This is a genomic window from Streptomyces sp. NBC_00316 (assembly GCF_036158715.1).
In the GTDB taxonomy this organism is placed as follows: Bacteria; Actinomycetota; Actinomycetes; order Streptomycetales; family Streptomycetaceae; genus Streptomyces.
Map to the genome: position 1 here is coordinate 1,422,222 of NZ_CP108023.1, position 20,134 is coordinate 1,442,355.

Below are 20,134 nucleotides of genomic sequence, written 5' to 3' on the forward strand. Positions count from 1 at the left end.
GGACGAGCGCGCCGGTTAGGGTGGCGGGGTTCGTGCTGTTCCGCCAGTCCTGGCCGGTTCCTGCCGGTTCCCGTGCGTACGAGGAGCGTCCCTTGTCCGGTCCGACCCCCGATTCCTCCCGTGATGCCCGCCCCACGCTGGAGGCCGTGGCGGCCCGTGCCGGAGTCTCCCGGGCGACGGCCTCCCGGGTCGTGAACGGCGGGGCGGGGGTGCGGCAGCCTCTCGTGGAGCAGGTCCGCAAGGCGGTCGAGGAACTCGGGTACATTCCGAACCATGCGGCGCGGACCCTCGTCACCCGGCGCAACGGTGCGGTCGCCGTGATCATCGACGAGCCGGAGTTCCGGATCTTCTCCGACCCGTTCTTCTCCCGGCAGATCCGCGGCATCAGCCGTGAACTCAACGCGCACGACGCCCAGTTGGTGCTCCTCCTGGTGGAGGGCAGCGGGGACTTCGACCGGGTCACCCGCTATCTCGCCGGCGGCCATGTGGACGGGGTGCTGGCGTTCTCACTGCACACCGACGACGAACTGCCCGCGATCATCAGCCGGTTCCGGGTCCCCACCGTCTACGGAGGCCGCCCCGGCACCTCGGGGGACGCCTCGGAACACGCCGTCCCGTACGTCGACTGCGACAACCGCGGCGGGGCGCGCGAGGCCGTACGCCATCTGGTCTCGCTCGGCAGGCAGCGGATCGGGCACATCGCGGGGCCCCGCGACCAGACGTCGTCACTCGACCGGATCGACGGCTACCGCGATGTGCTGCCCGAAGGCGATCCGTCGCTGGTCGTGGACGGCGACTTCACCGTCGAGGGCGGCGCCCGGGCCATGGCACACCTGCTGGAGCGCCACCCGGATCTCGACGCCGTCTTCGCCGCCAACGACCTGATGGCCTCCGGTGCGCTGCGCGTGCTGGGCCGGCACGGCCGCCGGGTGCCGGAGGATGTGGCCCTGGTCGGCTTCGACGACATGGCGCAGGTCGCCGATGCAACGGACCCGCCGCTGACGACGGTCCGTCAGGATGTGGAAGGAATGGGCCGGTTGATGGTCCGGCTGCTGATGCAGAGGCTCAACGGCGACGGGGCGGAGCCCGATTCGGTGATCACACCGACCCGGCTCATCCGCCGGGCATCGGCCTGAAAAAGCATGTCCATGTGGAAAACTCGGATCATGGATAATCCTTCTCGCGCACTGTCCGACAGGCTGCAGACGGACCGGCCGCACTCGGCCCGGGTATGGAACTACCTTCTCGGGGGCAAGGACAACTACCCCGTCGACGCAGAATCCGGCGACATGATTCTGCAGGCGTTCCCCGACTTCGCCCAGATCGCCCGGCTGCAACGGGCCTTCCTCGCCCGCGCCGTGCACCACCTGACCGCTGAAGCGGGCATACGCCAGTTCCTCGACATAGGCACGGGCCTGCCCACCGCCGACAACACCCATGAGGTGGCCCAGCGGCTGGCACCGGAATGCCGGGTGGTCTACGTCGACAACGACCCCCTTGTGCTCACCCATGCCCGCGCACTGCTCGCCGGCACCCCGGAGGGAGAGTGTGCGTACATCGACGCCGATGTGCGGGACGTCGACACGATCCTCGAACAGGCTGCCAAGACACTGGACTTCAGCCGTCCGATCGGTCTGACGATGCTGGGGATCATGGGTCAGCTGCCCGACGAGGACGGCCCGCAGGCCATCGTCGATCGACTGGTGGCGGCACTGCCGTCGGGCAGCTACCTGGCGCTGAGCGACGGCACGGACACGAGCGAGACGCTGAACGAGGCCATCAGGACGTACAACGCGCATTCGGCCAGCTCGTACCACCTGCGCAGTCCGGAGCGGATCGCCGCCTACTTCCACGGCCTGGAACTGGTCGACCCCGGGGTCGTCAGGACGGCCGCCTGGCGGCCCGATCCCGGCCAGGTCCTGGACGACGCCTCGCTGGGCCACGCGGCCAGCGGAGTCGGCCGCAAGCCCTGATCGGGACACCTCCTTGCGAGACCGACGGGCGGCGCCGACCACGCCGCCCGTCGCGGGCGTCGGCATCGGCGGCATCGGCGCAAGGCTCCCGAGGCGGTCGGCGCGAAGCCCCGAGGCGAGTCAGCGCGAAAGACCCCGGACGGCCCTGCGGTGCTCCGCCCGCGCCTTGCGGGCGTACGGCAGATAGCGCAGCCGCTCAGGAAGCACGGGCACCACGACACGGACGACACCGCAGAACCGCCGCAGCCTCCGCTCCTGCGCGTCCGTCCACTCCAGACCGATCGCCTCGCGTGCGTCCGGCGGCATCAGCCCGATGGTGATGAACCTGCGGAACCGGGCCAGCGGCGGCAACAGGACCGGCCACAGGGCCTTGAGCAGGAACCTCACCGGCAGCGGGCCCCGGTTCGGCGCCGGTACGGGCCGGTCGGTGGCGACCAGCTCCTCGACGACGACGGTCGCCTCGATCTCGTCGGCCAGCACCTTGCGGTAGTACGGCCAGAACTCCTCGATCGACTGCGGCATGTCCCGGTCGTGGATGCCCAGAATCCGGCCGACCTGCAGCCACTCCCGGTACAGGGCCCGCTCCTGCGCCTCCGTGAGCGGGCGGACGAGATACCGCGTGCCGTGCCGGTAGATGGGGAAGCCCGTGGCGTGCACCCACGCATAGTTCGCAGGGGTGAGCGCATGATATTGCCGCCCTCGGGCGTCGGTTCCCTGAATGGTGCGGTGCAGGTTCCGGAGCCTGCGCCCCTCCTCGACGGCCTGCTCGCCCCCGTACACCCAGAGCTGGAGCGAGCGCAGCGACCGCTCGCCGCGCCCCCACGGGTCCGTGCGGAACACCGAATGGTCGTCGACACCCGCGCCGACGGCCGGGTGGGCGACCTGGAGCGTGAGGGCGGCGGGAAGCATGAGCAGGGCGCGGACGTCTCCGGACAGACTCCAGAGCACTCCCCCGGGCGGTGGCGGCCAGGGATCCCGCTCCCTGCCCCTGTCCCTGTCTCTGCCCCTGGGTGCTTCGCTGCTCATGCGGGTGCTCCCAGCAGTCGGCTGCGTGCGGGCTGGTGCCCGGCGGTATGAGTTCCAGTATGCGATCACGAGCAGGGGCACTTACCCACCGGACGAAGGCCGGCGGCCGACGTGCATCGATGCGGCCGGAGACTTTCACAACAATGGTGAGACAGCAATACTGTTGAACCGGAAATGGTGCACAGGAACTGCAGTGGCCACGGACAGCCGTGTCCAGCGGTCAGCAGCGAGGAGCAGACATGGCGGCCGGGACCGAGGAGCTGAAGCTCACCGTCGACGAACTGGCGGCGCGTGCCGGAGTCACCGTACGCACGGTGCGTTTCTACAGCACCCGCGGCCTGCTGCCGCCGCCGGTGATCGGGCCGCGACGGGTCGGGCACTACGGGCACGACCATCTCTCCCGGCTGGCGCTGATCGAGGAGCTTCAGCACCAGGGCATGACGCTCGCCGCGATCGAACGCTATCTGGAGCAGTTGCCGCCCGACCTGAGCGCGCACGACCTGGCGATCCACCGGGCGGTGGTGGCGTCCTGGGCCCCGGACTCGGCCGAGGACGCGACCCGGGCCGAGCTGGAGCGGCGCGCCGGACGGGCGCTGAGCGACGCGGACATCGACCGGCTGGCCGCGATGGGGGTGCTGGAGCGCGCCGAGCCGGCGGACGACACCTGCCGGGTGGATCCGGGGCTGCTGCGGCTCGGGGTCGAGCTGCTCGATGTGCCGATCGCGCACGAGACGATCCTTGCGTCGCGCACGGTACTGCTGGAGCACGCCCGGTCCGCCGCGCACGAGCTGACGCGGCTGTTCAGGGACGAGGTGTGGGGTCCCTACCGCGAGAGGGAGTCGGACCCGGAACATGTGGCGACGATGAAGTCGCTGTCGGCCCATATGCAGCCCCTCGTGCTGCAGGCGCTGGTCACCGCCTTCCAGCGGTCGCTCAAGGAGGAGCTGCGGGCCGCGTTCACGGCGGAGTGAGACCGCCGCCGGCGGCCGCAGCGCCTCCCGGAGCGTGGTCCGTCACGAGGCGGCGTCGTCCCACAGTGCGGTGGTGCGGGCGTCGATGAGTGCGCCGATGCGGTCGAGGAAGGTGTCGGCCGGCTGCGGGTCGAGACGGCGTCCGTCGCGCAGCCGTACGGCGACGTGGTCGTCGGCGGCTTCCTTCGCCCCGATCACGGCTTGGTACGGCACCAGGCGGTCCTCCCGGATGCGGGCGCCCAGACTGCCGCGTTCCGGCCCCGCGATCTCGGCCCGCAGTCCGCGGTCGGTGCACCGCCGGGCGAGCGCCACGGCGTTCGGCAGTTCCGCCTCGGAGATGGGGAGGATCGCCAGCTGGGTCGGGGCGAGCCAGGCGGGGAAGGCTCCGCCGTGCTGTTCGATCAGATGGGCGACGGCCCGCTCCACGCTGCCGATGATGCTGCGGTGGACCATGACGGGCCGGTGCTTCGCGCCGTCCGCGCCGATGTAGTGCAGATCGAACTGCTCGGGCTGATGGAAGTCGACCTGGACGGTGGACAGGGTGGATTCCCTGCCCGCACCGTCGGTGACCTGGACGTCGATCTTCGGGCCGTAGAACGCGGCCTCGCCCTCCGCCGAGTCGTAGGGCAGCCCGGAGCGGTCGAGCACCTCGGTCAGAAGGGCGGTGGACCGCTGCCACATCTCCGGGGCGGCCACGTACTTCCCGCCCGGGCCGGGGAGGGAGAGCCGGAAGCGGGTCGGCCGGATGCCCAGCGCCTCGTACGCCTCGCGGATCATCTCCAGAGCAGCCCGCGCCTCGTCGGCGACCTGGTCGAGGGTGCAGAAGATGTGCGCGTCGTTCAGCTGGATGGCCCGGACGCGGGTCAGTCCGCCGAGCACGCCGGAGAGTTCGGAGCGGTACATGCCGCCCAGTTCGGCCATGCGCAGCGGCAGTTCGCGGTAGCTGTGGGAGCGGGAGCGGTAGATCACCGCGTGGTGGGGACAGAGGCTCGGCCGCAGGACGACCTGCTCCGATCCCAGGTCCATCGGCGGGAACATGTCGTCGCTGTAGTGCGACCAGTGCCCGGAGATCTCGTACAGCTCCCGCTTGCCCAGCACCGGCGAGTAGACGTGCCGGTAGCCGGCCCGCCGCTCCGCGCTGCGGATGTACTCCTCCAGGGTGTGCCGCACGGTCGCGCCGTCGGGCAGCCAGTACGGAAGACCCGCGCCGATCAGCGGGTCGGTGTCGAACAGGGCCAGTTCGCGGCCGAGCTTGCGGTGGTCGTGCATGGCGGTCTCCTCGCGGTCATCGGGCGAGTGGCCGCAAGCAGAAGCCCCGGGGCACTCGCCCCGGGGCTTCGGACTGAGACATCGGTCAGCGCGCCGGGACACTCTCCGGCGTCGTCGTCATGGCAGCGCGCTTCATGGCGCTGACGCTAGCAGGATGTCCCGCTGTCCACCCGGTAATTTCCGGCCGGAGGGTGCGGATGCCGCAGCCTCCGGCCGTACGTGGCCCGCCGCACCGCCCGTCAGTCGTGGAAGGTCTCGCCTTTCTCGGCCTTCTCCAGCAGCAGCGCGGGCGGCAGGAACCGGTCGCCGTACTTCTCGGCGAGTTCCCGGGCGCGCGCCACGAAGCCGGGCAGGCCGCCTTCGTACCCGTTGATGTACTGGAGCACGCCTCCGGTCCACGGCGGGAAGCCGATGCCCATGATCGAGCCGATGTTGGCGTCGGCGACCGAGATGAGGACGTTCTCCTCCAGGCAGCGGACGCTGTCCAGCGCCTCGGAGAAGAGCATCCGCTCCTTCATGTCGATGAAGGGGATGTCGGTGCCGGCCTTCGTGAAGTGCTCGCGCAGCCCCGGCCAGAGCCCGGCCCGCTTGCCGTCCTCGTCGTACGCGTAGAAGCCCGCGCCGCCGCTGCGTCCGGTGCGTCCGAACTCGTCGACCATCCGGTCGATGACCGCGTCCGCGGGGTGCCCGGCCCAGGTTCCGCCGGCCTCCTCGACAGCGCGCCTCGTCTCGTTGCGGATCTTGCGCGGCAGGGTCAGCGTCAGTTCGTCCATCAGCGAGAGGACCTTGGCCGGGTAGCCGGACTGCGCCGCCGCCTGCTCGACCGACGCGGGCTCGACGCCCTCGCCGACCATGGCGACACCCTCGTTGATGAACTGGCCGATGACACGCGAGGTGAAGAAGCCGCGCGAGTCGTTGACGACGATCGGCGTCTTCTGGATCCGCCGGACCAGGTCGAAGGCGCGCGCCAGGGCTTCGTCGCCGGTCTGCTCGCCCTTGATGATCTCGACGAGCGGCATCTTGTCGACGGGCGAGAAGAAGTGCAGGCCGATGAAGTCGGCGGGACGTGAGACGCCTTCGGCGAGGACCGTGATCGGCAGGGTCGAGGTGTTGGAGCAGAGGAGCGCGTCGGGCTCGATGATGTCCTGGATCTCCTGGAACACCTTGTGCTTGAGCGCGGTGTCCTCGAAGACCGCCTCGATGACGGCGTCGCAGCCGGCCAGGTCGGCCGGGTCCCCGGTCGGGGTGATGCGGGCGAGCAGCTCGTCGCGCTTCGCCTCGGTCGTACGGCCCCGGGAGAGCGCCTTGGCAAGGAGCTTCTCGCTGTACGCCTTGCCCTTGGCGGCCGCCTCCGTGGAGACGTCCTTGAGGACGACCTCGATGCCGGCGCGGGCGCAGGAGTACGCGATCCCGGCGCCCATCATCCCGGCGCCGAGGACGGCGACCTTGGTGACCTGGCGCTCCTCGACGCCCTTGGGGCGGTTGGCGCCGGAGTTGACGGCCTGCAGGTCGAAGAAGAACGCCTGGATCATGTTCTTCGCGACCTGGCCGGTGACGAGCTCGGTGAAGTACCGGGCCTCGATGGTCAGCGCGGTCTCGAAGTCGACCTGGGAGCCCTCGACGGCGGCGGCGAGGATGTTGCGGGGCGCCGGCATGGGGGCGCCCGCGAGCTGCTTCTTCAGGTTGGCCGGGAAGGCGGGCAGGTTGGCGGCGAACTTCGGGTGGGACGGGGTGCCGCCGGGGATCTTGTAGCCCTTGACGTCCCAGGGCTGCTGGGACTCGGGGTGGGCGTCGATGAAGGCGCGTGCCTTGTCGAGCATTTCCTCGGGCGTGGCCGCGACCTCGTGGACGAGGCCGTTCTCCAGGGCGCGCTTCGGGGTGTACTGGGTGCCCTGGAGGAGGACCTTCAGGAGCGCGTCGGCGACGCCCATGAGGCGTACGGTGCGGGTGACGCCGCCGCCCGCGGGCAGCAGGCCGAGGGTGACCTCGGGCAGGCCGATGCGGGAGCCGGGCGCGTCGAGGGCGATGCGGTGGTGAGAGGCGAGCGCGATCTCGTAACCGCCGCCGAGGGCCGCTCCGTTGATGGCGGCGACGACGGGGATGCCGAGGGTCTCGATGCGGCGCAGCGAGTGCTTGATGGCGGTGCCGACATCGAAGGCGTCCTGGGCGTTCTCGGGACCGACCTTGATCATGTCCTTGAGGTCGCCGCCCGCGAAGAAAGTCTTCTTGGCGGAGGTGAAGATGATGCCGCGAATGGCGTCCTTCTCGGCTTCCGCGCGGTCGGCGATGGCCGCGATGGAGTCCTTGAAGGCCTGGTTCATCGTGTTGGCGGACTGGTTGGGGTCGTCGAGTACGAGGGTGACGACGCCGGTCTCGTCCTGTTCCCAGCGGATGGTCGTGCTCTCGGTCATTGCGGTGTTCTCCGTAAGCAAGGGGTGGCCGGGGCGGTCAGAGACGCTCGATGACGGTGGCGATGCCCATGCCGCCGCCGACGCAGAGGGTGGCGAGGCCGTACCGCTTGTCCTGGCGCTCCAGTTCGTCGATGAGCGTGCCGAGGATCATCGCGCCGGTGGCACCGAGCGGGTGGCCGAGCGCGATGGCGCCGCCGTTGACGTTGATCTTGTCGAGGGAGAGCCCCATGTCCCGGGCGAAGCGCAGCACGACACCGGCGAACGCCTCGTTGATCTCGACGAGGTCGATGTCGTCGATGGTGAGTCCAGCCTTCGCGAGTGCCTTGCGTGTGGCGGGCGCGGGGCCGGTCAGCATGATGGTCGGCTCGGAACCGGAGACCGCGGCGGAGACGATCCGGGCGCGCGGCGTGAGGCCGTACCGCTCGCCGGTCTCCTTGTTGCCGATGGCGACGAGTGCGGCGCCGTCCACGATGCCGGAGGAGTTGCCCGCGTGGTGGACGTGGTCGATCTTCTCGACCCAGTGGTACTTCTGCAGTGCCACGGCGTCGAAGCCGCCCAGCTCGCCGACCGTGGCGAACGAGGGCTTGAGCGCCGCCAGCGAGTCAGCGGTGGTGCCGGGGCGCATGTGCTCGTCGTGGTCGAGGACGACGAGGCCGTTGCGGTCCTTCACCGGGACGACGGAGCGCGCGAAGCGGCCGTCCTTCCACGCCTCGGCGGCCCGCTCCTGGGAGAGCGCGGCGAACTCGTCGACGTCCCGGCGCGAGAAGCCCTCGATGGTGGCGATGAGGTCGGCGCCGACGCCCTGCGGGGCGAAGCCGGTCTCGTAGTTGGTCATCGGGTCCATCGCCCAGGCCCCGCCGTCGGAGCCCATGGGTACGCGGGACATGGACTCGACGCCGCCCGCGAGGATCAGGTCCTCCCAGCCCGAACGGACCTTGGCGGCTGCCAGGTTGACGGCCTCCAGACCGGAGGCGCAGAAGCGGTTCTCCTGTACGCCGGCCACCGAGTCCGGGAGCCCGGCGGCAATCGCGGCGATCCGGGCGATGTCGGAGCCCTGGTCGCCGAGCGGGCTGACCACGCCGAGGACGATGTCGTCGATGGCGGCCGGGTCCAGGCCGGGGAAGCGGTTGCGGATTTCGTGGATGAGGCCGACGACGAGGTCGATCGGCTTGGTGCCGTGCAGGGCGCCATTGGCCTTGCCGCGGCCGCGCGGGGTGCGGATCGCGTCGTAGACAAATGCTTCGGTACTCAAGACAGCAGCCTTTCGAGGGTGGTCGATCGTCGGGGTCAGGCGAGCAGCGAGCGGCCGATGATCTCCTTCATGATCTCGGTCGTTCCGCCGTAGATGGTCTGGATGCGGCCGTCGGTGAACGCCTTGGCGACCCGGTACTCCGTCATGTAGCCGTAGCCGCCGTGGAGCTGAAGGCAGCGGTCGGCGACGCGCTTTTGCAGTTCGGTGGCCCACCACTTGGCCATCGACGCGTGTACGGCGTCCAGCTTCCCGTCCGAGTGGTCGACGATGCACCGGTCGACGAAGGTCCGGGTGACGGCGCACTCGGTGGCCATCTCGGCGATCTCGAACCGGATGTGCTGGAGCTTGGAGAGCGGCCGCCCGAAGGCCTCGCGCTCCTTGACGTACTGGGTGGTGATCTCCAGGAGGTACTCGGCGGCGGCGATCCCGGCGACCGCTATGCCCATCCGCTCCTGCGCCAGGTTGGTCATCAGGTGGATGAACGCGCCGTCGCGCTCGCCGAGCAGGTTCTCCTTGGGGACGCGGACGTCGTTGAAGAAGAGTTCGGCCGTGTCCTGGGACTTCTGGCCGATCTTGTCGAGGTTGCGGCCCCGCTCGAAGCCCTCCGTGCCGCGTTCGACGACGATCAGAGAGAGCCCTTTCGCACCGCCCTCCGGGGTGGTCTTCGCGACGACGACGACCAGGTCGGCGAGGATGCCGTTGGAGATGAACGTCTTGGAGCCGTTGAGCAGCCAGTGGTCGCCCTTGTCCTCGGCGGTGGTGCGGATGCCCTGGAGGTCGGAGCCCGCGCCGGGTTCGGTCATCGCGATGGCGGTGATGATCTCGCCGCTGCAGAAGCCGGGCAGCCAGCGCCGCTTCTGCTCGTCGGTGGCGAGGCCGGTGAGGTAGGGGCCGATGATGTCGTTGTGCAGGCCGAGCGCGAGCCCGGGCGTGCCGGCCCGGGTGAACTCCTCGGAGAGGACGGCGCTGTAGCGGAAGTCGGTGGTGCCGCCGCCCCCGTACTCCTCGGGCACGGCGAGGCCGAGCAGTCCCTGCCGGCCGGCCGCGAGCCACGCCTCGCGCGAGACGATGCCGTCCTTCTCCCACTGCTCGTAGTACGGAAGGACTTCTTTGGTCAGGAAGGTGCGGACGGTCTCGCGGAACGCGTCGTGCTCCTCGGTGAAGATCTGCCGCTCCACGGCGGGCCTCCTAGAGCCAGTTCTTGACGGTGGAGATCAGCCGGGCCGGATCGGACCCGACCGGGATGACGTTGAGCATGGTGACGCCCGACTCGCGGAACGCCTCGACGCGGTCGCGTACGTACCCCTCGGGCCCGCACAGTGACATGAGCTCGCAGAATTCGTCCGGGACGGCGGCCTCGGCCTCCTTCTTCCTCCCGGAGAGGTAGAGCTCCTGGATGAGCGCGGCCTCCTTCTCGTATCCGTACGCGACGGCGAGGTCGTTGTAGAAGTTCTTGCCCTTGGCGCCCATGCCGCCGACGTACAGCGCGATCTGCGGGCGGGCGAGGTCCCTGAGCGCGGCCGCGTCGTCGCCGATGGCGAGGAGTCCGCCGGCGACGGTCTGCAGCGGTCCGCGCGCCGGGTCGCGCTCGGCGGCGCCTTCGGCGAGGGCCGCGCCCCACACCTGCTGGGCCTTCTCGGGGAGGTAGAGAGTGGGCAGCCAGCCGTCGGCGATCTCTGCGGTCAGCCGGACGTTGGCGGGGCCGAGCGAGGCGATGTAGAGCGGGATCTCCTCGCGCACGGGACGGGTGAGGATCTTCAGCGGCTTGCCGAGCCGGCCGCCCTTCTCCTTGGGCAGCGGCATGTCGGTGATGCCGTGGTGGTCGATGACCTCGCGGCGCCAGATCCGGCGGCACAGTTCCACGGTCTCGCGGGTCCTGCCGAGCGGCTTGTCGTACGCCTTGCCGTGCCAGCCCTCGACGACCTGCGGCCCGGACGCGCCGAGCCCGAGCAGCGCCCGGCCGCCGGAGATCGCATCGAGTCCGGCGCCGGTCTGGGCGATCAGGGCGGGGGTGCGGGAGTAGACGTTCAGGATCGCCGCACCGATCTTCATGTGCTGGGTACGGGCGGCCAGATAACCCATGAGGGTGGGAGAGTCGAAGCCGTACGCCTCGGCGACCCAGACGGCGTCGAGTCCGGCGGACTCCAGCGCGGCGACCTGGTCGCAGGCCTCACGCGGGTCGCCCGCATAGTTCAGCGGCAGGGAGAGTTCCATCAGTGGGCGGTGTCCTTCCGGGGCCGGTGCATGCTCGGTACGTCCCAGTCGCGGGCGACGTCCTCGGTGTCCGCGCCGGGCTGCGCGGGTCCGCTGCGTACGGAGACAGGGGTGGCGGAGAAGCGTGGCGCGGGGGCCGGCTGGGTGAGGCCGCCGTGCTCGACGAAGGTGGAGCGGGCGGCGAGGTGCGGGTGGTGCGGGGCCTCGCGGAGCGAGAGGACCGGGGCCACACAGGCGTCCGTGGCTTCGAAGACCTCGGTCCACTCCGCGCGCGTCCGGGTCCTGAACCGGTCGGCGACGACCGTGCGCAGCTCCTCCCAGCGGGTGACGTCCTTGCGGTCCGGGACCCGGTCCTCGATGCCGAGGAGCTTGATGAACTCGTCGTAGAACTGCTGCTCCAGCGGGCCGACCGCCATGTACTGGCCGTCGGCCGTCTCGTACGAGCCGTAGAACGGACAGCCGCCGTCCAGCAGGTTGGAGCCGCGCCGGTCCTGCCAGCCGCCCGCCGCCAGCATCCCGTGGATCATCGTGGCGAGGTGGGCGGCGCCGTCGACGATCGCCGCGTCCACGACCTGACCCGTGCCGCCGGGGGTCCGCGCGTGCTGGAGGGCGGCGAGGACGCCGACGGCGAGGTAGAGCGAGCCGCCGGCGTAGTCGCCGACCAGATTGGCGGGGACGGTGGGCGGCTCGCCGGGCTTGCCGATCATGGAGAGCGTGCCGGTGAGGGCGATGTACGCGATGTCGTGTCCGGCCCGTTCGGCGAGCGGCCCGTCCTGGCCCCAGCCGGTCATCCGCCCGTAGACGAGCTTCGGGTTACGGGCCAGACAGGCGTCGGGGCCGACGCCGAGACGTTCGGCGACGCCCGGCCGGTAGCCCTCGATCAGGATGTCGGCGCGTTCGACCAGGTCGAGGACCCGGCCCGGACCGTCCTCGGCCTTGAGGTCGACGAGCACGGAACGTTTGTTGCGGTTGGTGAGGTCGCAGGCGGGGTCGATGCCCAGCCCCGGGCCTCCGGGCCGGTCGACCCTGACGACGTCGGCGCCGAGGTCGGCCAGGAGCATCGCGGCGAACGGGCCGGGGCCGATGCCCGCCAGCTCCACCACGCGTACGCCCGCCAATGGGCCGCGCACTGTCGTTGCCATCAAGCCCCCAGCGGTGTGACACAACTGATGTAACAGCGATGATGCTAAGAACGCGCCGCGCTCCGCACAACCCCTTGGGCCGAGCAAGCGCTTAGTTCTTCTTCTCGATCCTCCCCCACGATCGCCGCCCGGTTGCACACCGCCACGACCCCCTCGGCTACCCTCTGCCTGCTACATCGGCGCCGGCGCCCTGCGGAGGCACTCGTGAACAGGCAGAACGGGGCACAACGCCCTTATGACATAGTCCTCTTCGGCGCCACCGGCTTCGTGGGTGCGCTCACCGCCGAATATCTCGCCGCGAACGCGCCCGACGGCTGCCGCTGGGCGCTGGCGGGCCGCAGCCCGGCCAAGCTGGAGAAGCTGCGCGAGCGCCTGACCGCCGTCGATCCGCGCTGTGCGGACCTGCCCCTGCTGCACGCGGACGCCGACGACCCCGACGCGCTGCGCGAACTGGCCGAATCGGCGCACGTGGTGGCCTCGACGGTCGGCCCGTACGTCTGGCACGGCGAGAAGCTGGTCGCCGCCTGCGCCGAGGCCGGTACGGACTACGCGGACCTGACCGGCGAGGCGGAGTTCGTCGACCGGATGTTCCTGGAGCACGACGCCCGGGCCCGTGAGACCGGGGCACGCCTCGTGCACGCCTGCGGCTTCGACTCCGTACCGCACGACCTCGGGGTGTACTTCACCGTCCAGCAGCTGCCGCAGGACGTGCCGCTGACGATCGACGGCTTCGTCCGCAGCAATGCCGTCTTCTCCGGCGGTACGTTCGCCTCCGCGCTCACCGCGATGGGCCGCGGCCCGCAGATGCTGCGCACCTCCCACGAGCGCCGGCTGCACGAACCGCGCCTGGTCGGCCGCCGCGCCCGCGCCCCGCTCGGCATCCCGCACTTCAGTGGGGAGACCGGCACCTGGGCACTGCCCCTGCCGACACTGGACCCGCAGGTCGTCGAACGCTCGGCGCGCAGGCTCGCGCGGTACGGTCCCGACTTCCGCTACCGCCACTTCGCCTCGGTGAAGAGCCTGCCGGTGGCGCTCGGCGGAACGGCGGCGATCGCCGCTCTGCTGGGTGCGGCGCAGCTGCCTGCCGCGCGGAACTGGCTGATGGACCGGTACGAGCCGGGCGAGGGGCCGAACGCGGAGCGTCGCGGGCGGAGCTGGTTCACGGTGCGCTTCGTCGGCGAGGGCGGCGGCCGCCGCGTCTTCACCGAGGTGTCCGGCGGTGACCCCGGCTACGACGAGACGGCGAAGATGCTCGCGCAGTCCGCGCTCTGCCTCGCTCTGGACGAACTTCCACCGACGTCCGGGCAGGTCACCACGGCTGTCGCAATGGGCGACGCGCTGCTGGAGCGGCTGCGCGGGGCAGGGCTGCGCTTCCGGGTCGCGGCGGTCCGCTGAGCGGACCGGCGCCGGGGCGGGTGGGCCGATCCGGGGATCAGAACGCCCAGGACACGAGCGTGAAGATCATCGAGACGGTCCACACCACTCCCGCGAGGACACCCAGGGTCATGCCGATGGCGAGGCGCCGCTGGGCGACATAGACGGTTCCGGGACGTGTGTTCGTTCGATGATCGGTCATACGCACCAGAATGCCGGTCATGATCGACAAGGGATATCCGTACACATACTCAGATGCGGGGCCCGCAGGCACGCGTGGGCGCGTTTCCGCAGCCCTCAGGCGGTTGCTTCCCTGAGGGCCTGCCGGCAGAGCGCGTCGGCCCTTCGGGTGGTCTCCGGCTGGCGGAAGTCCCTGGCCAGCCGGAGCGTGTGTGCGCAGGCGTTGTCCAGACCGGTCCGGTGTCCGACGGATACGTACACCGGCTTGGTGCCGTCCTGCGTGCGCAGTGCCCGGCCCACCTCCTCGGCCCCGTCGAGGAGCGGGGAGGAGTCGCCGCGCCGGGGGCCCGGCTGTTCGTACGTGAAGGTGAACGGGTTCTTGGCGACGCCGAAGACGGGAAGCCCGGTGAGCACGCCCAGATGACTGGCGAGCCCGAAGCGGCGCGGGTGGGCCCTGCCGTAGCCGTCGCAGACGACGAGTCCGGGGTCGACCGGAAGTGCCTCCAGCGCATCCAGCACGGTCGGGATCTCCCGGAAGGCGAGCAGTCCCGGGATGTACGGGAAGGTGACCCGGCCGGTGGCGGTGGCCTCCGCGATCACGTCCAGCGTCGCCGCGTCGAGCACGACCGCCGCCGCCACGACGACATCGCGCTCGTCGTCGTAGGCGACGTCCACTCCGGTCACCCGTCCCGAGCCGGGCGGCGGCCCCGGCTCGTCGAGCACCACTCGGGCACGCAGGGTGTCCTGGATGGCGCGGGCTTCGGTTGCGTCGGCGGGCATGCGGAACGTCGTCATGGTGCCGGCCAGCTTAGAAGTCCCGCCGGAACGGGCTGTCGGCGGTGTGCCGTTCATGTGCGTACTCGCGTGGACGTGCACCGTCCCCATCGAGCAGGCCGACGCGCTGCTGCAGGCGCATGCCGCCCTGCTGGGCGCGCAGTACGCGGCCGGAGCACCTCTCGCGTCCGGCCGCAGGAACCCGCGTGAAGGCGGGGTGATCCTCGCCGTCGGGGACGACCGCGCGCAGATCGAGAAGATCGCGGCGGCCGGCCCCTTCGTCACCGGTGCGTGTGCACGTACCGGATCACGGAGTTCACCGGACGAACCCACCCCGTATCGCCAGGAGTTGCCCCGAACCCTGTCCCGTGGCGGCGCCCTGGCGACGATGACCAGGTGTCAGTGCAGGCGAGCGATCCGTCCCTTCTCGCCCGCGGCCCAGCAGCCGCCGTCGTGTGTGCAGTCCACGGTGTCGTACGAACCGGTGTCGACCGTGCGCCAGGTGCGTCCGCCGTCGGTCGTCAGATCCGTCCCGGTCGGTCCGACGGCGAGTGCCGTGGCGCGGGCGTGCGGGATCCAGGCGACACCCGAGCGGTAGGCGGCCGGCGGGGTGGTGGACCGCTGCCAGCTGCGGCCTGCGTCGCCCGTGACGGCCGCTGAGTCCGGCGACGGCTGATCGGCACGGTAGTCGCCGCCCACCGCGATGCCGTGCGTACGGTCACGGAAGGCGAGCCCGAAGACGCCGCGTGCCGGGTCCCCGGCCGGGATGGTCGATGTGGTCGCCGTCCAGTGCAGTCCGCGGTCGGCGGAGTGCAGTACCCGCGCGGTGGCCGCGCCGCCCGTCGCCAGCCAGACGTCCTTCGGCCCCGAACTGACCAGGCACTGACCGCCGGCGGCGAAACCCGCCTCGCCCGTCTGTGCCTCCGGCATCCCGGCCGTGGGCAGCACCGTCCAGCTGCGGCCTCCGTCCGCGGTGGACAGGATGCGGAATCTGCCGTCGACCGGATCGCTCATGGCGAGCCCGTGCCGGCTGTCGAAGAAGGTGAGGCAGTCGAAGAAGGCACGAGAGTCGGTGTTGCGGAAGGACTCGGTCCAGGTGGCCCCGCCGTCGTCCGTACGGAACACGCGGGAGGCCTCGCCCTCCCCGATGGCCAGTACCACCGCACGCCGCGCGTCGAATGCCTCGATGTCGCGGAACTCCAGGGCCTCTTCCGTCGCGCCGGGCGGCGAAACGTCGCTCCAGTGGCGGCCGCCGTCGGCGGTGCGCAGGACCGTGCCCCGGGAGCCCGCGGCCCAGGCGGTGCGGCTGCTGACGGCGGAAAGGCCGCGGAAACGGGCGTCGGTCCCCGTCTGTGTGAGCGTCCAGGCAGGGCGGTGGCCGGGCCCCTGCTCCCCCGGTGCCGCCTGCGCTGCTGACGGTGTGACCAGTGCTGCGGTCAGTGCCGCCCCGCACAGTCCCCATGACATCAGTCGTCTCGTCTTCCCCTTGGGCCTCATGGCGCAGGAAGCTAACGCACCGACAGAACGCCGTCCAGGGTGCGCCGCCGGGCAGGGAGCCGTGCAGCCCCGGGGGCCGGCGGTGACGAAGCTCACGTCACCTCCGGTGCACGGATCAGAGGCTTCCGTCGTCTCAGTCGGTGCCGGGTACCGTCCGCGGCCGCGAGGGGGAGCAGGTCTTGTCCACCGTTATCGAACAGTCCGTGCAGGCGCGCATGGTCGCATCCGCGCCACGGATGGAGACGCTTCCGGCCACACTGCAGTACGACCGCAGGGACCCGTTCGCCGTCCGTATGGCGTTCCCCGCCCCGGCGACGCTGGAGGGTACGGAGGTCTCCTGGGAGTTCTCCCGCGAACTGCTGGCCGAGGGCATGGACGCGGCGGCCGGTGTCGGGGACGTACGCATCAGGCCGTTCGGTTACGACCGCACGGTTCTGGAGTTCCATGCCGCCGAGGGCATCGCGATGGTGCATGTCCGCACGGCGGAGTTGCGTCACTTCCTCGAGCGGGCGCAGGAGCTGGTCCCGTCCGGGCAGGAGCACCGGTTCCTGGACCTCGACCGGCGTCTGGCGGACCTGTTCGGCGGGCCGCGCTGAGCGGAGTCCGGCGACCTGATCCGGTGGACTCCCCAGGCCCCGGTCAGTCCTTCTTCACCGCTTTGATCTCCACCAGGTTCCGGCCGTCGCAGTACGTCACCTCGCCGGGCGTCACCGCGGAGAACGGGATGCAGTCCGACGTCCCGCGCCAGCGCACCGTGCCGTCGTAGCCGACGAGCAGAAGTTTCCGCCCGTACTGGAAGAGGTCGCCGCTCACCTGCCGGGCCCCGGCCCCCAGTGCCTTGGTCCGCATGCGGTCGGCAAGGGCGGGGTCGAGCGGGCGGTCGGGGCGGCCCGGGGCCCGGATCAGGTCCGGCAGGCCCCTGCCGTCCGCCGCGACCGCGTACGCCCCTTCGGCGAGCCGCCGGGGATGGTGCTCCGGGCCGAAGTACGGGTCGACGACCAGGGCTCCGCCCCGCTCGGGCAGCACCAGGTCGTAAGCCGTCTTCAGCGGCAGACCGGGGTTCCAGCGGCAGCCGGTGTGCGGATCGCGTGCGGCCTGCGGCTGGTCCCAGACGAAGTCGTAACGCCACCCCTTGTGTTCGTCTCCCGGCGGAGCAGCTGCCAGGACGGTCGCGCGGCAGTTCCCCTTGGCCGGCGCGGTGACCAGGAAGGTCCGGTAGCTGAACCGGTCGACCCGGTCGACGGTCCCGGCCGGAGGGCGCAGACCGGGGATCCACACCGGGCGGTGCGTCTCCTCGTCCAGGGTGCCGACCCGGTCCTTGCCGACGACCAGCGGCTCGCACAGCCCTGGGGCCACATCGCGGCCGCCCAGCGCATCCGCGCCGCACGGGGTCCGTACCCGGTACGCCCCCGGAATGCTGCTGCTCCACTGCCGCGTCCCCCGGTACATGTCCCAGGCGGTGAACCGGCATCCGGCGGCGGAGCAGGTGGCCGCCCCGAGCGCCGGCCCGGTGGTGCCGGGCAGCAGCAGGACCCTGCTGTTCGGGGGCAGCGCATGCCTCCAGAGAAGGACGCCGCTGCTGGGGTCGGCGAGGGCGACGGCGGTCGGATCCGTGCGGCCGGTGCGTCCGCCGATCAGCACGATGCCTTGCCGGAGACCGGCCGCCGAGTGCGGCCGGCCCGGCAGCCGCGAGGTGATCGCGAACTCGGCGGGGAGGGTCGCCGTCCAGCCCTTCACCGGGCCGTGTACGCCCTCCGCTGCCTCCTGCGGGATCCGGGCGAGCTTGCGCCCCTCGCCGATGAGCCCCTCCCGGGCCTCGAGCAGCGACCAGCTGCCGTCCGGCCCCGGCGGAACGGTCAGCGGAATGCGCCGCTGCTCGGCGGGGACGGACACGCCGTCCCCGAACCTCGGTGGCTGTGGTGCGAAGCAGCCGGTGAGCACCGCGCCGGCGCAGAGCACCGTGAGCATCCTCAGGGCTCTGCCCGCCCAGCGACCTGTCATCCGTCCGCCCCGTCCCGTCCCGCCGCACGCACCGGCGCGGCCGGGTCCAACGTAAATCGGTTGCCGTGCCGCGCGGTCCCGTCCTACCGTTCGTGACGTCCTTGTTGTCGTCTGATCGGAGAAGGACGTTGCTCTTCTGAGGTCGTGAGACACCGCGTCGCGCGCCGTGTCCGGACGCTGCAGGCCTGTTCAGGTCTGTCAGGTCCGTCGTGTCTGCGCGCCCGAGTGTGACCTCAGCTCTTCGAGCCGTCCTCCGCGACCGGGGCTCCTCGTTGGCCATGCGCCGTGCGCCATGCCCGTGGAACGCCCTGACCGGTGTCTCACCCGTTGCCGCCCATCCGCCGTCGCAACCGGGAGATCCTCATGTCTGCATCCATGACCCACATCGCCTGTTCATCGCTCGCTTTCGCCTGGCCGGACGGCAGTGAGGTCTTCGACGACTTCCACCTGTCCGTGGGACCCGGCAGGACCGGGCTCATCGGTGTCAACGGCTCCGGAAAATCAACACTGTTGCGGCTGATCGCCGGTGAACTCGCCCCCACCGACGGCCGTGTCCGGACCCTGGGAGAGATCGGCTACCTGCCGCAGAACCTCGTTCTGGACACGGCGCTGCCGGTCGACGCGGCCCTCGGCATCGCCGCCACCCGGGCCGCGCTGCACGCCATCGAGGCGGGTGACGTCCGCGAGGAGCGGTTCGCGGCCGTGGGTGACGACTGGGATGTGGAGGAGCGCGCCCGCGCCACTCTCGATCAGCTCGGCCTCGGTCATATCGGCCTCGACCGCACGATCGGCGAAATTTCGGGCGGCGAGTGCGTGCTGCTGCGCCTCGCCGCACTTCTGCTGGCCCGTCCCGGGGTGCTGCTGCTGGACGAGCCGACGAACAATCTCGATCTGTCTGCCCGTGGGCGGCTCTACGAGGCGATCGACGCGTGGACGGGTGTCCTGGTCGTCGTCAGCCACGACCGCGAACTCCTGGATCGCGTCGACCAGATCGCGGACCTGCGGGACGGGTCGGTCACGTGGTACGGCGGAAACCTCACGGCGTACGAGGAGGCGCTCGCCGTCGAACAGGAGGCAGCGGAACGAATGGTGCGGGTCGCCGAGGCCGACGTGCACCGGCAGAAGCGTGACCTGGCCGAAGCCCAGATGAAATTGGCCCGGCGAAGGCGCTACGGGCAGAAGATGTGGGACACCAAGCGCGAACCGAAGGCGGTCATGAGCACGCGCAAGCGGGCCGCCCAGGTGTCTGCGGGCAAGCACCGCATCCTGCACGCCGGGAAGCTGGCGGAGGCGAAGGAACGTCTCGACGACGCCGTCGAGGCGGTGCGGGAGGACGACGAGATCCGGGTCGAGCTGCCGAGCACCAAGGTCCATCCGGGCCAGGGTGTGCTCGTACTGCGTGATCTGGAACTCGCCTACGGGGCGCGGGTGCGCGGCGAGTTCGAACTGCGCGGCCCCGAGCGGATCGCCCTGGTGGGCCGCAACGGTGCGGGCAAGACGACGCTGCTGCGGACCGTCGCCGGTGAACTGACACCCGTGTCGGGTGAGGCGACCGTCCATCTGCCGCTGCGTTTCCTTCCTCAGCGGCTGGATGTCCTCGACGACGGACTGAGCGTGGTGGAGAACGTGGCACGGTTCGCACCGGACGCCACGGCCAACCGCATCAGGGCGAAGCTGGCGCACTTCCTCTTCAAAGGGGGACGGGCGGACCGGCCCGCAGGCACCCTGTCGGGCGGGGAGCGCTTCCGGGCGACGCTGGCCGCACTGCTGCTGGCCGAGCCGGCGCCCCGGCTGCTGATGCTGGACGAGCCGACCAACAATCTGGACATGGCGAGCGTGCGCCGCCTGACAGAGGCCCTGGACTCGTACGAGGGGGCATTGATCGTGGCGAGCCACGATGTGCCGTTCCTGGAGTCGCTCGGGATCACGCGCTGGCTGCTGCTCGACGGCGATCTGCGCGACACCTCGGTGGAGGAGGTACGCGCCGGGCGCTGAGCAGGGGAAGGGGGTCGGGGCCGGGCCGACCCCCTTGCCCTGCCTCGGTGAGTGC

At 70.9% G+C, this 20,134-nt stretch carries 17 protein-coding genes and 1 pseudogene; 7 read left to right on the plus strand and 11 right to left on the minus strand.

Annotated features, from left to right (window positions below; translation table 11 throughout):
* The first annotated feature begins 92 nt into the window (after positions 1–92).
* Positions 93–1,136, plus strand: a complete 1,044-nt coding sequence (locus OG878_RS06395; protein ID WP_328885865.1) for a LacI family DNA-binding transcriptional regulator — start codon at positions 93–95, stop codon at positions 1,134–1,136.
* A gap of 30 nt (positions 1,137–1,166) precedes the next feature.
* Positions 1,167–1,973 (plus strand): SAM-dependent methyltransferase, encoded by an 807-nt coding sequence (locus OG878_RS06400; RefSeq protein ID WP_328885866.1) that lies wholly within the window; start codon positions 1,167–1,169, stop codon positions 1,971–1,973.
* 120 nt (positions 1,974–2,093) lie between these two features.
* Here OG878_RS06400 and OG878_RS06405 read toward each other — a convergent pair whose 3' ends face one another.
* On the minus strand, positions 2,094–2,999 hold the full coding sequence (locus OG878_RS06405; protein WP_328885867.1) for an oxygenase MpaB family protein: 906 nt from the start codon (positions 2,997–2,999) through the stop codon (positions 2,094–2,096).
* Between the two features lie 239 nt (positions 3,000–3,238).
* Here OG878_RS06405 and OG878_RS06410 point away from each other — a divergent pair, with 239 nt between their 5' ends.
* Positions 3,239–3,970 carry a MerR family transcriptional regulator gene (locus OG878_RS06410; RefSeq protein ID WP_328885868.1) on the plus strand — a complete coding sequence of 244 codons (732 nt, stop codon included), beginning with the start codon at positions 3,239–3,241 and terminating at the stop codon, positions 3,968–3,970.
* A 42-nt stretch (positions 3,971–4,012) separates the two neighbouring features.
* Here the strand turns inward: OG878_RS06410 and thrS are convergent, their stop codons facing one another.
* The 6 genes from thrS to OG878_RS06440 form a co-directional block, all read right to left on the minus strand.
* Positions 4,013–5,341, minus strand: a complete 1,329-nt coding sequence (thrS, locus tag OG878_RS06415) for a threonine--tRNA ligase (protein WP_328885869.1) — start codon at positions 5,339–5,341, stop codon at positions 4,013–4,015.
* Positions 5,342–5,478: 137 nt separating this feature from the next.
* Positions 5,479–7,650, minus strand: coding sequence for a 3-hydroxyacyl-CoA dehydrogenase NAD-binding domain-containing protein (locus tag OG878_RS06420; RefSeq protein WP_328885870.1), 2,172 nt, complete (start codon positions 7,648–7,650; stop codon positions 5,479–5,481).
* Positions 7,651–7,687: 37 nt separating this feature from the next.
* Positions 7,688–8,902: an acetyl-CoA C-acetyltransferase gene (locus OG878_RS06425; protein WP_328885871.1), complete on the minus strand. Its 1,215-nt coding sequence runs from the start codon at positions 8,900–8,902 to the stop codon at positions 7,688–7,690.
* Positions 8,903–8,937: 35 nt separating this feature from the next.
* Positions 8,938–10,080 carry an acyl-CoA dehydrogenase family protein gene (locus OG878_RS06430; RefSeq protein WP_328885872.1) on the minus strand — a complete coding sequence of 381 codons (1,143 nt, stop codon included), beginning with the start codon at positions 10,078–10,080 and terminating at the stop codon, positions 8,938–8,940.
* Positions 10,081–10,090: 10 nt separating this feature from the next.
* Complete coding sequence (locus OG878_RS06435) at positions 10,091–11,116, minus strand: LLM class F420-dependent oxidoreductase (RefSeq protein ID WP_328885873.1); 1,026 nt, start codon at positions 11,114–11,116, stop codon at positions 10,091–10,093.
* Positions 11,116–12,258, minus strand: coding sequence for a CaiB/BaiF CoA transferase family protein (locus tag OG878_RS06440; protein ID WP_328885874.1), 1,143 nt, complete (start codon positions 12,256–12,258; stop codon positions 11,116–11,118). Before OG878_RS06440 ends, OG878_RS06435 begins: the two co-directional genes overlap by 1 nt.
* A gap of 204 nt (positions 12,259–12,462) precedes the next feature.
* Between OG878_RS06440 and OG878_RS06445 the strand changes: the two genes are divergently transcribed.
* A complete protein-coding gene (locus OG878_RS06445; protein WP_328885875.1) occupies positions 12,463–13,653 on the plus strand; it encodes a saccharopine dehydrogenase family protein in 1,191 nt (396 codons plus the stop codon).
* 37 nt (positions 13,654–13,690) lie between these two features.
* Here the strand turns inward: OG878_RS06445 and mmpA are convergent, their stop codons facing one another.
* Together mmpA and OG878_RS06455 are read right to left on the minus strand one after the other, a co-directional pair.
* Positions 13,691–13,834, minus strand: a complete 144-nt coding sequence (mmpA, locus tag OG878_RS06450; RefSeq protein WP_328885876.1) for a morphogenic membrane protein MmpA — start codon at positions 13,832–13,834, stop codon at positions 13,691–13,693.
* Positions 13,835–13,929: 95 nt separating this feature from the next.
* Positions 13,930–14,607 carry an endonuclease V gene (locus tag OG878_RS06455; RefSeq protein ID WP_328885877.1) on the minus strand — a complete coding sequence of 226 codons (678 nt, stop codon included), beginning with the start codon at positions 14,605–14,607 and terminating at the stop codon, positions 13,930–13,932.
* A 55-nt stretch (positions 14,608–14,662) separates the two neighbouring features.
* Here OG878_RS06455 and OG878_RS06460 point away from each other — a divergent pair.
* Positions 14,663–14,818: pseudogene (locus OG878_RS06460) on the plus strand (YciI family protein); the annotation flags it as partial.
* A gap of 167 nt (positions 14,819–14,985) precedes the next feature.
* On the opposite strand, the gene OG878_RS06465 reads toward OG878_RS06460, so the two are convergent.
* A complete protein-coding gene (locus OG878_RS06465; protein WP_328885878.1) occupies positions 14,986–16,083 on the minus strand; it encodes a WD40/YVTN/BNR-like repeat-containing protein in 1,098 nt (365 codons plus the stop codon).
* Between the two features lie 179 nt (positions 16,084–16,262).
* Here OG878_RS06465 and OG878_RS06470 point away from each other — a divergent pair, with 179 nt between their 5' ends.
* Positions 16,263–16,679, plus strand: coding sequence for an SsgA family sporulation/cell division regulator (locus tag OG878_RS06470; RefSeq protein WP_328885879.1), 417 nt, complete (start codon positions 16,263–16,265; stop codon positions 16,677–16,679).
* Between the two features lie 43 nt (positions 16,680–16,722).
* Here OG878_RS06470 and OG878_RS06475 read toward each other — a convergent pair whose 3' ends face one another.
* On the minus strand, positions 16,723–18,051 hold the full coding sequence (locus OG878_RS06475) for a hypothetical protein (protein WP_328885880.1): 1,329 nt from the start codon (positions 18,049–18,051) through the stop codon (positions 16,723–16,725).
* A 396-nt stretch (positions 18,052–18,447) separates the two neighbouring features.
* Here OG878_RS06475 and OG878_RS06480 point away from each other — a divergent pair, with 396 nt between their 5' ends.
* Positions 18,448–20,079 carry an ABC-F family ATP-binding cassette domain-containing protein gene (locus OG878_RS06480; RefSeq protein WP_328885881.1) on the plus strand — a complete coding sequence of 544 codons (1,632 nt, stop codon included), beginning with the start codon at positions 18,448–18,450 and terminating at the stop codon, positions 20,077–20,079.
* Positions 20,080–20,134 lie beyond the last annotated feature (55 nt).

Bases quoted from the DNA above. Each gene is read 5' to 3' on its own strand.
- OG878_RS06480 (WP_328885881.1), top strand. From the start codon at position 18,448: ATGTCTGCATCCATGACCCACATCGCCTGTTCATCGCTCGCTTTCGCC.
- OG878_RS06410 (WP_328885868.1), top strand. From the start codon at position 3,239: ATGGCGGCCGGGACCGAGGAGCTGAAGCTCACCGTCGACGAACTGGCG.
- OG878_RS06465 (WP_328885878.1), bottom strand. From the start codon at position 16,083: ATGAGGCCCAAGGGGAAGACGAGACGACTGATGTCATGGGGACTGTGC.
- OG878_RS06475 (WP_328885880.1), bottom strand. From the start codon at position 18,051: ATGCTCACGGTGCTCTGCGCCGGCGCGGTGCTCACCGGCTGCTTCGCA.
- OG878_RS06455 (WP_328885877.1), bottom strand. From the start codon at position 14,607: ATGACGACGTTCCGCATGCCCGCCGACGCAACCGAAGCCCGCGCCATC.
- OG878_RS06405 (WP_328885867.1), bottom strand. From the start codon at position 2,999: ATGAGCAGCGAAGCACCCAGGGGCAGAGACAGGGACAGGGGCAGGGAG.
- OG878_RS06420 (WP_328885870.1), bottom strand. From the start codon at position 7,650: ATGACCGAGAGCACGACCATCCGCTGGGAACAGGACGAGACCGGCGTC.
- OG878_RS06435 (WP_328885873.1), bottom strand. From the start codon at position 11,116: ATGGAACTCTCCCTGCCGCTGAACTATGCGGGCGACCCGCGTGAGGCC.
- OG878_RS06400 (WP_328885866.1), top strand. From the start codon at position 1,167: ATGGATAATCCTTCTCGCGCACTGTCCGACAGGCTGCAGACGGACCGG.
- OG878_RS06440 (WP_328885874.1), bottom strand. From the start codon at position 12,258: ATGGCAACGACAGTGCGCGGCCCATTGGCGGGCGTACGCGTGGTGGAG.
- mmpA (WP_328885876.1), bottom strand. From the start codon at position 13,834: ATGACCGATCATCGAACGAACACACGTCCCGGAACCGTCTATGTCGCC.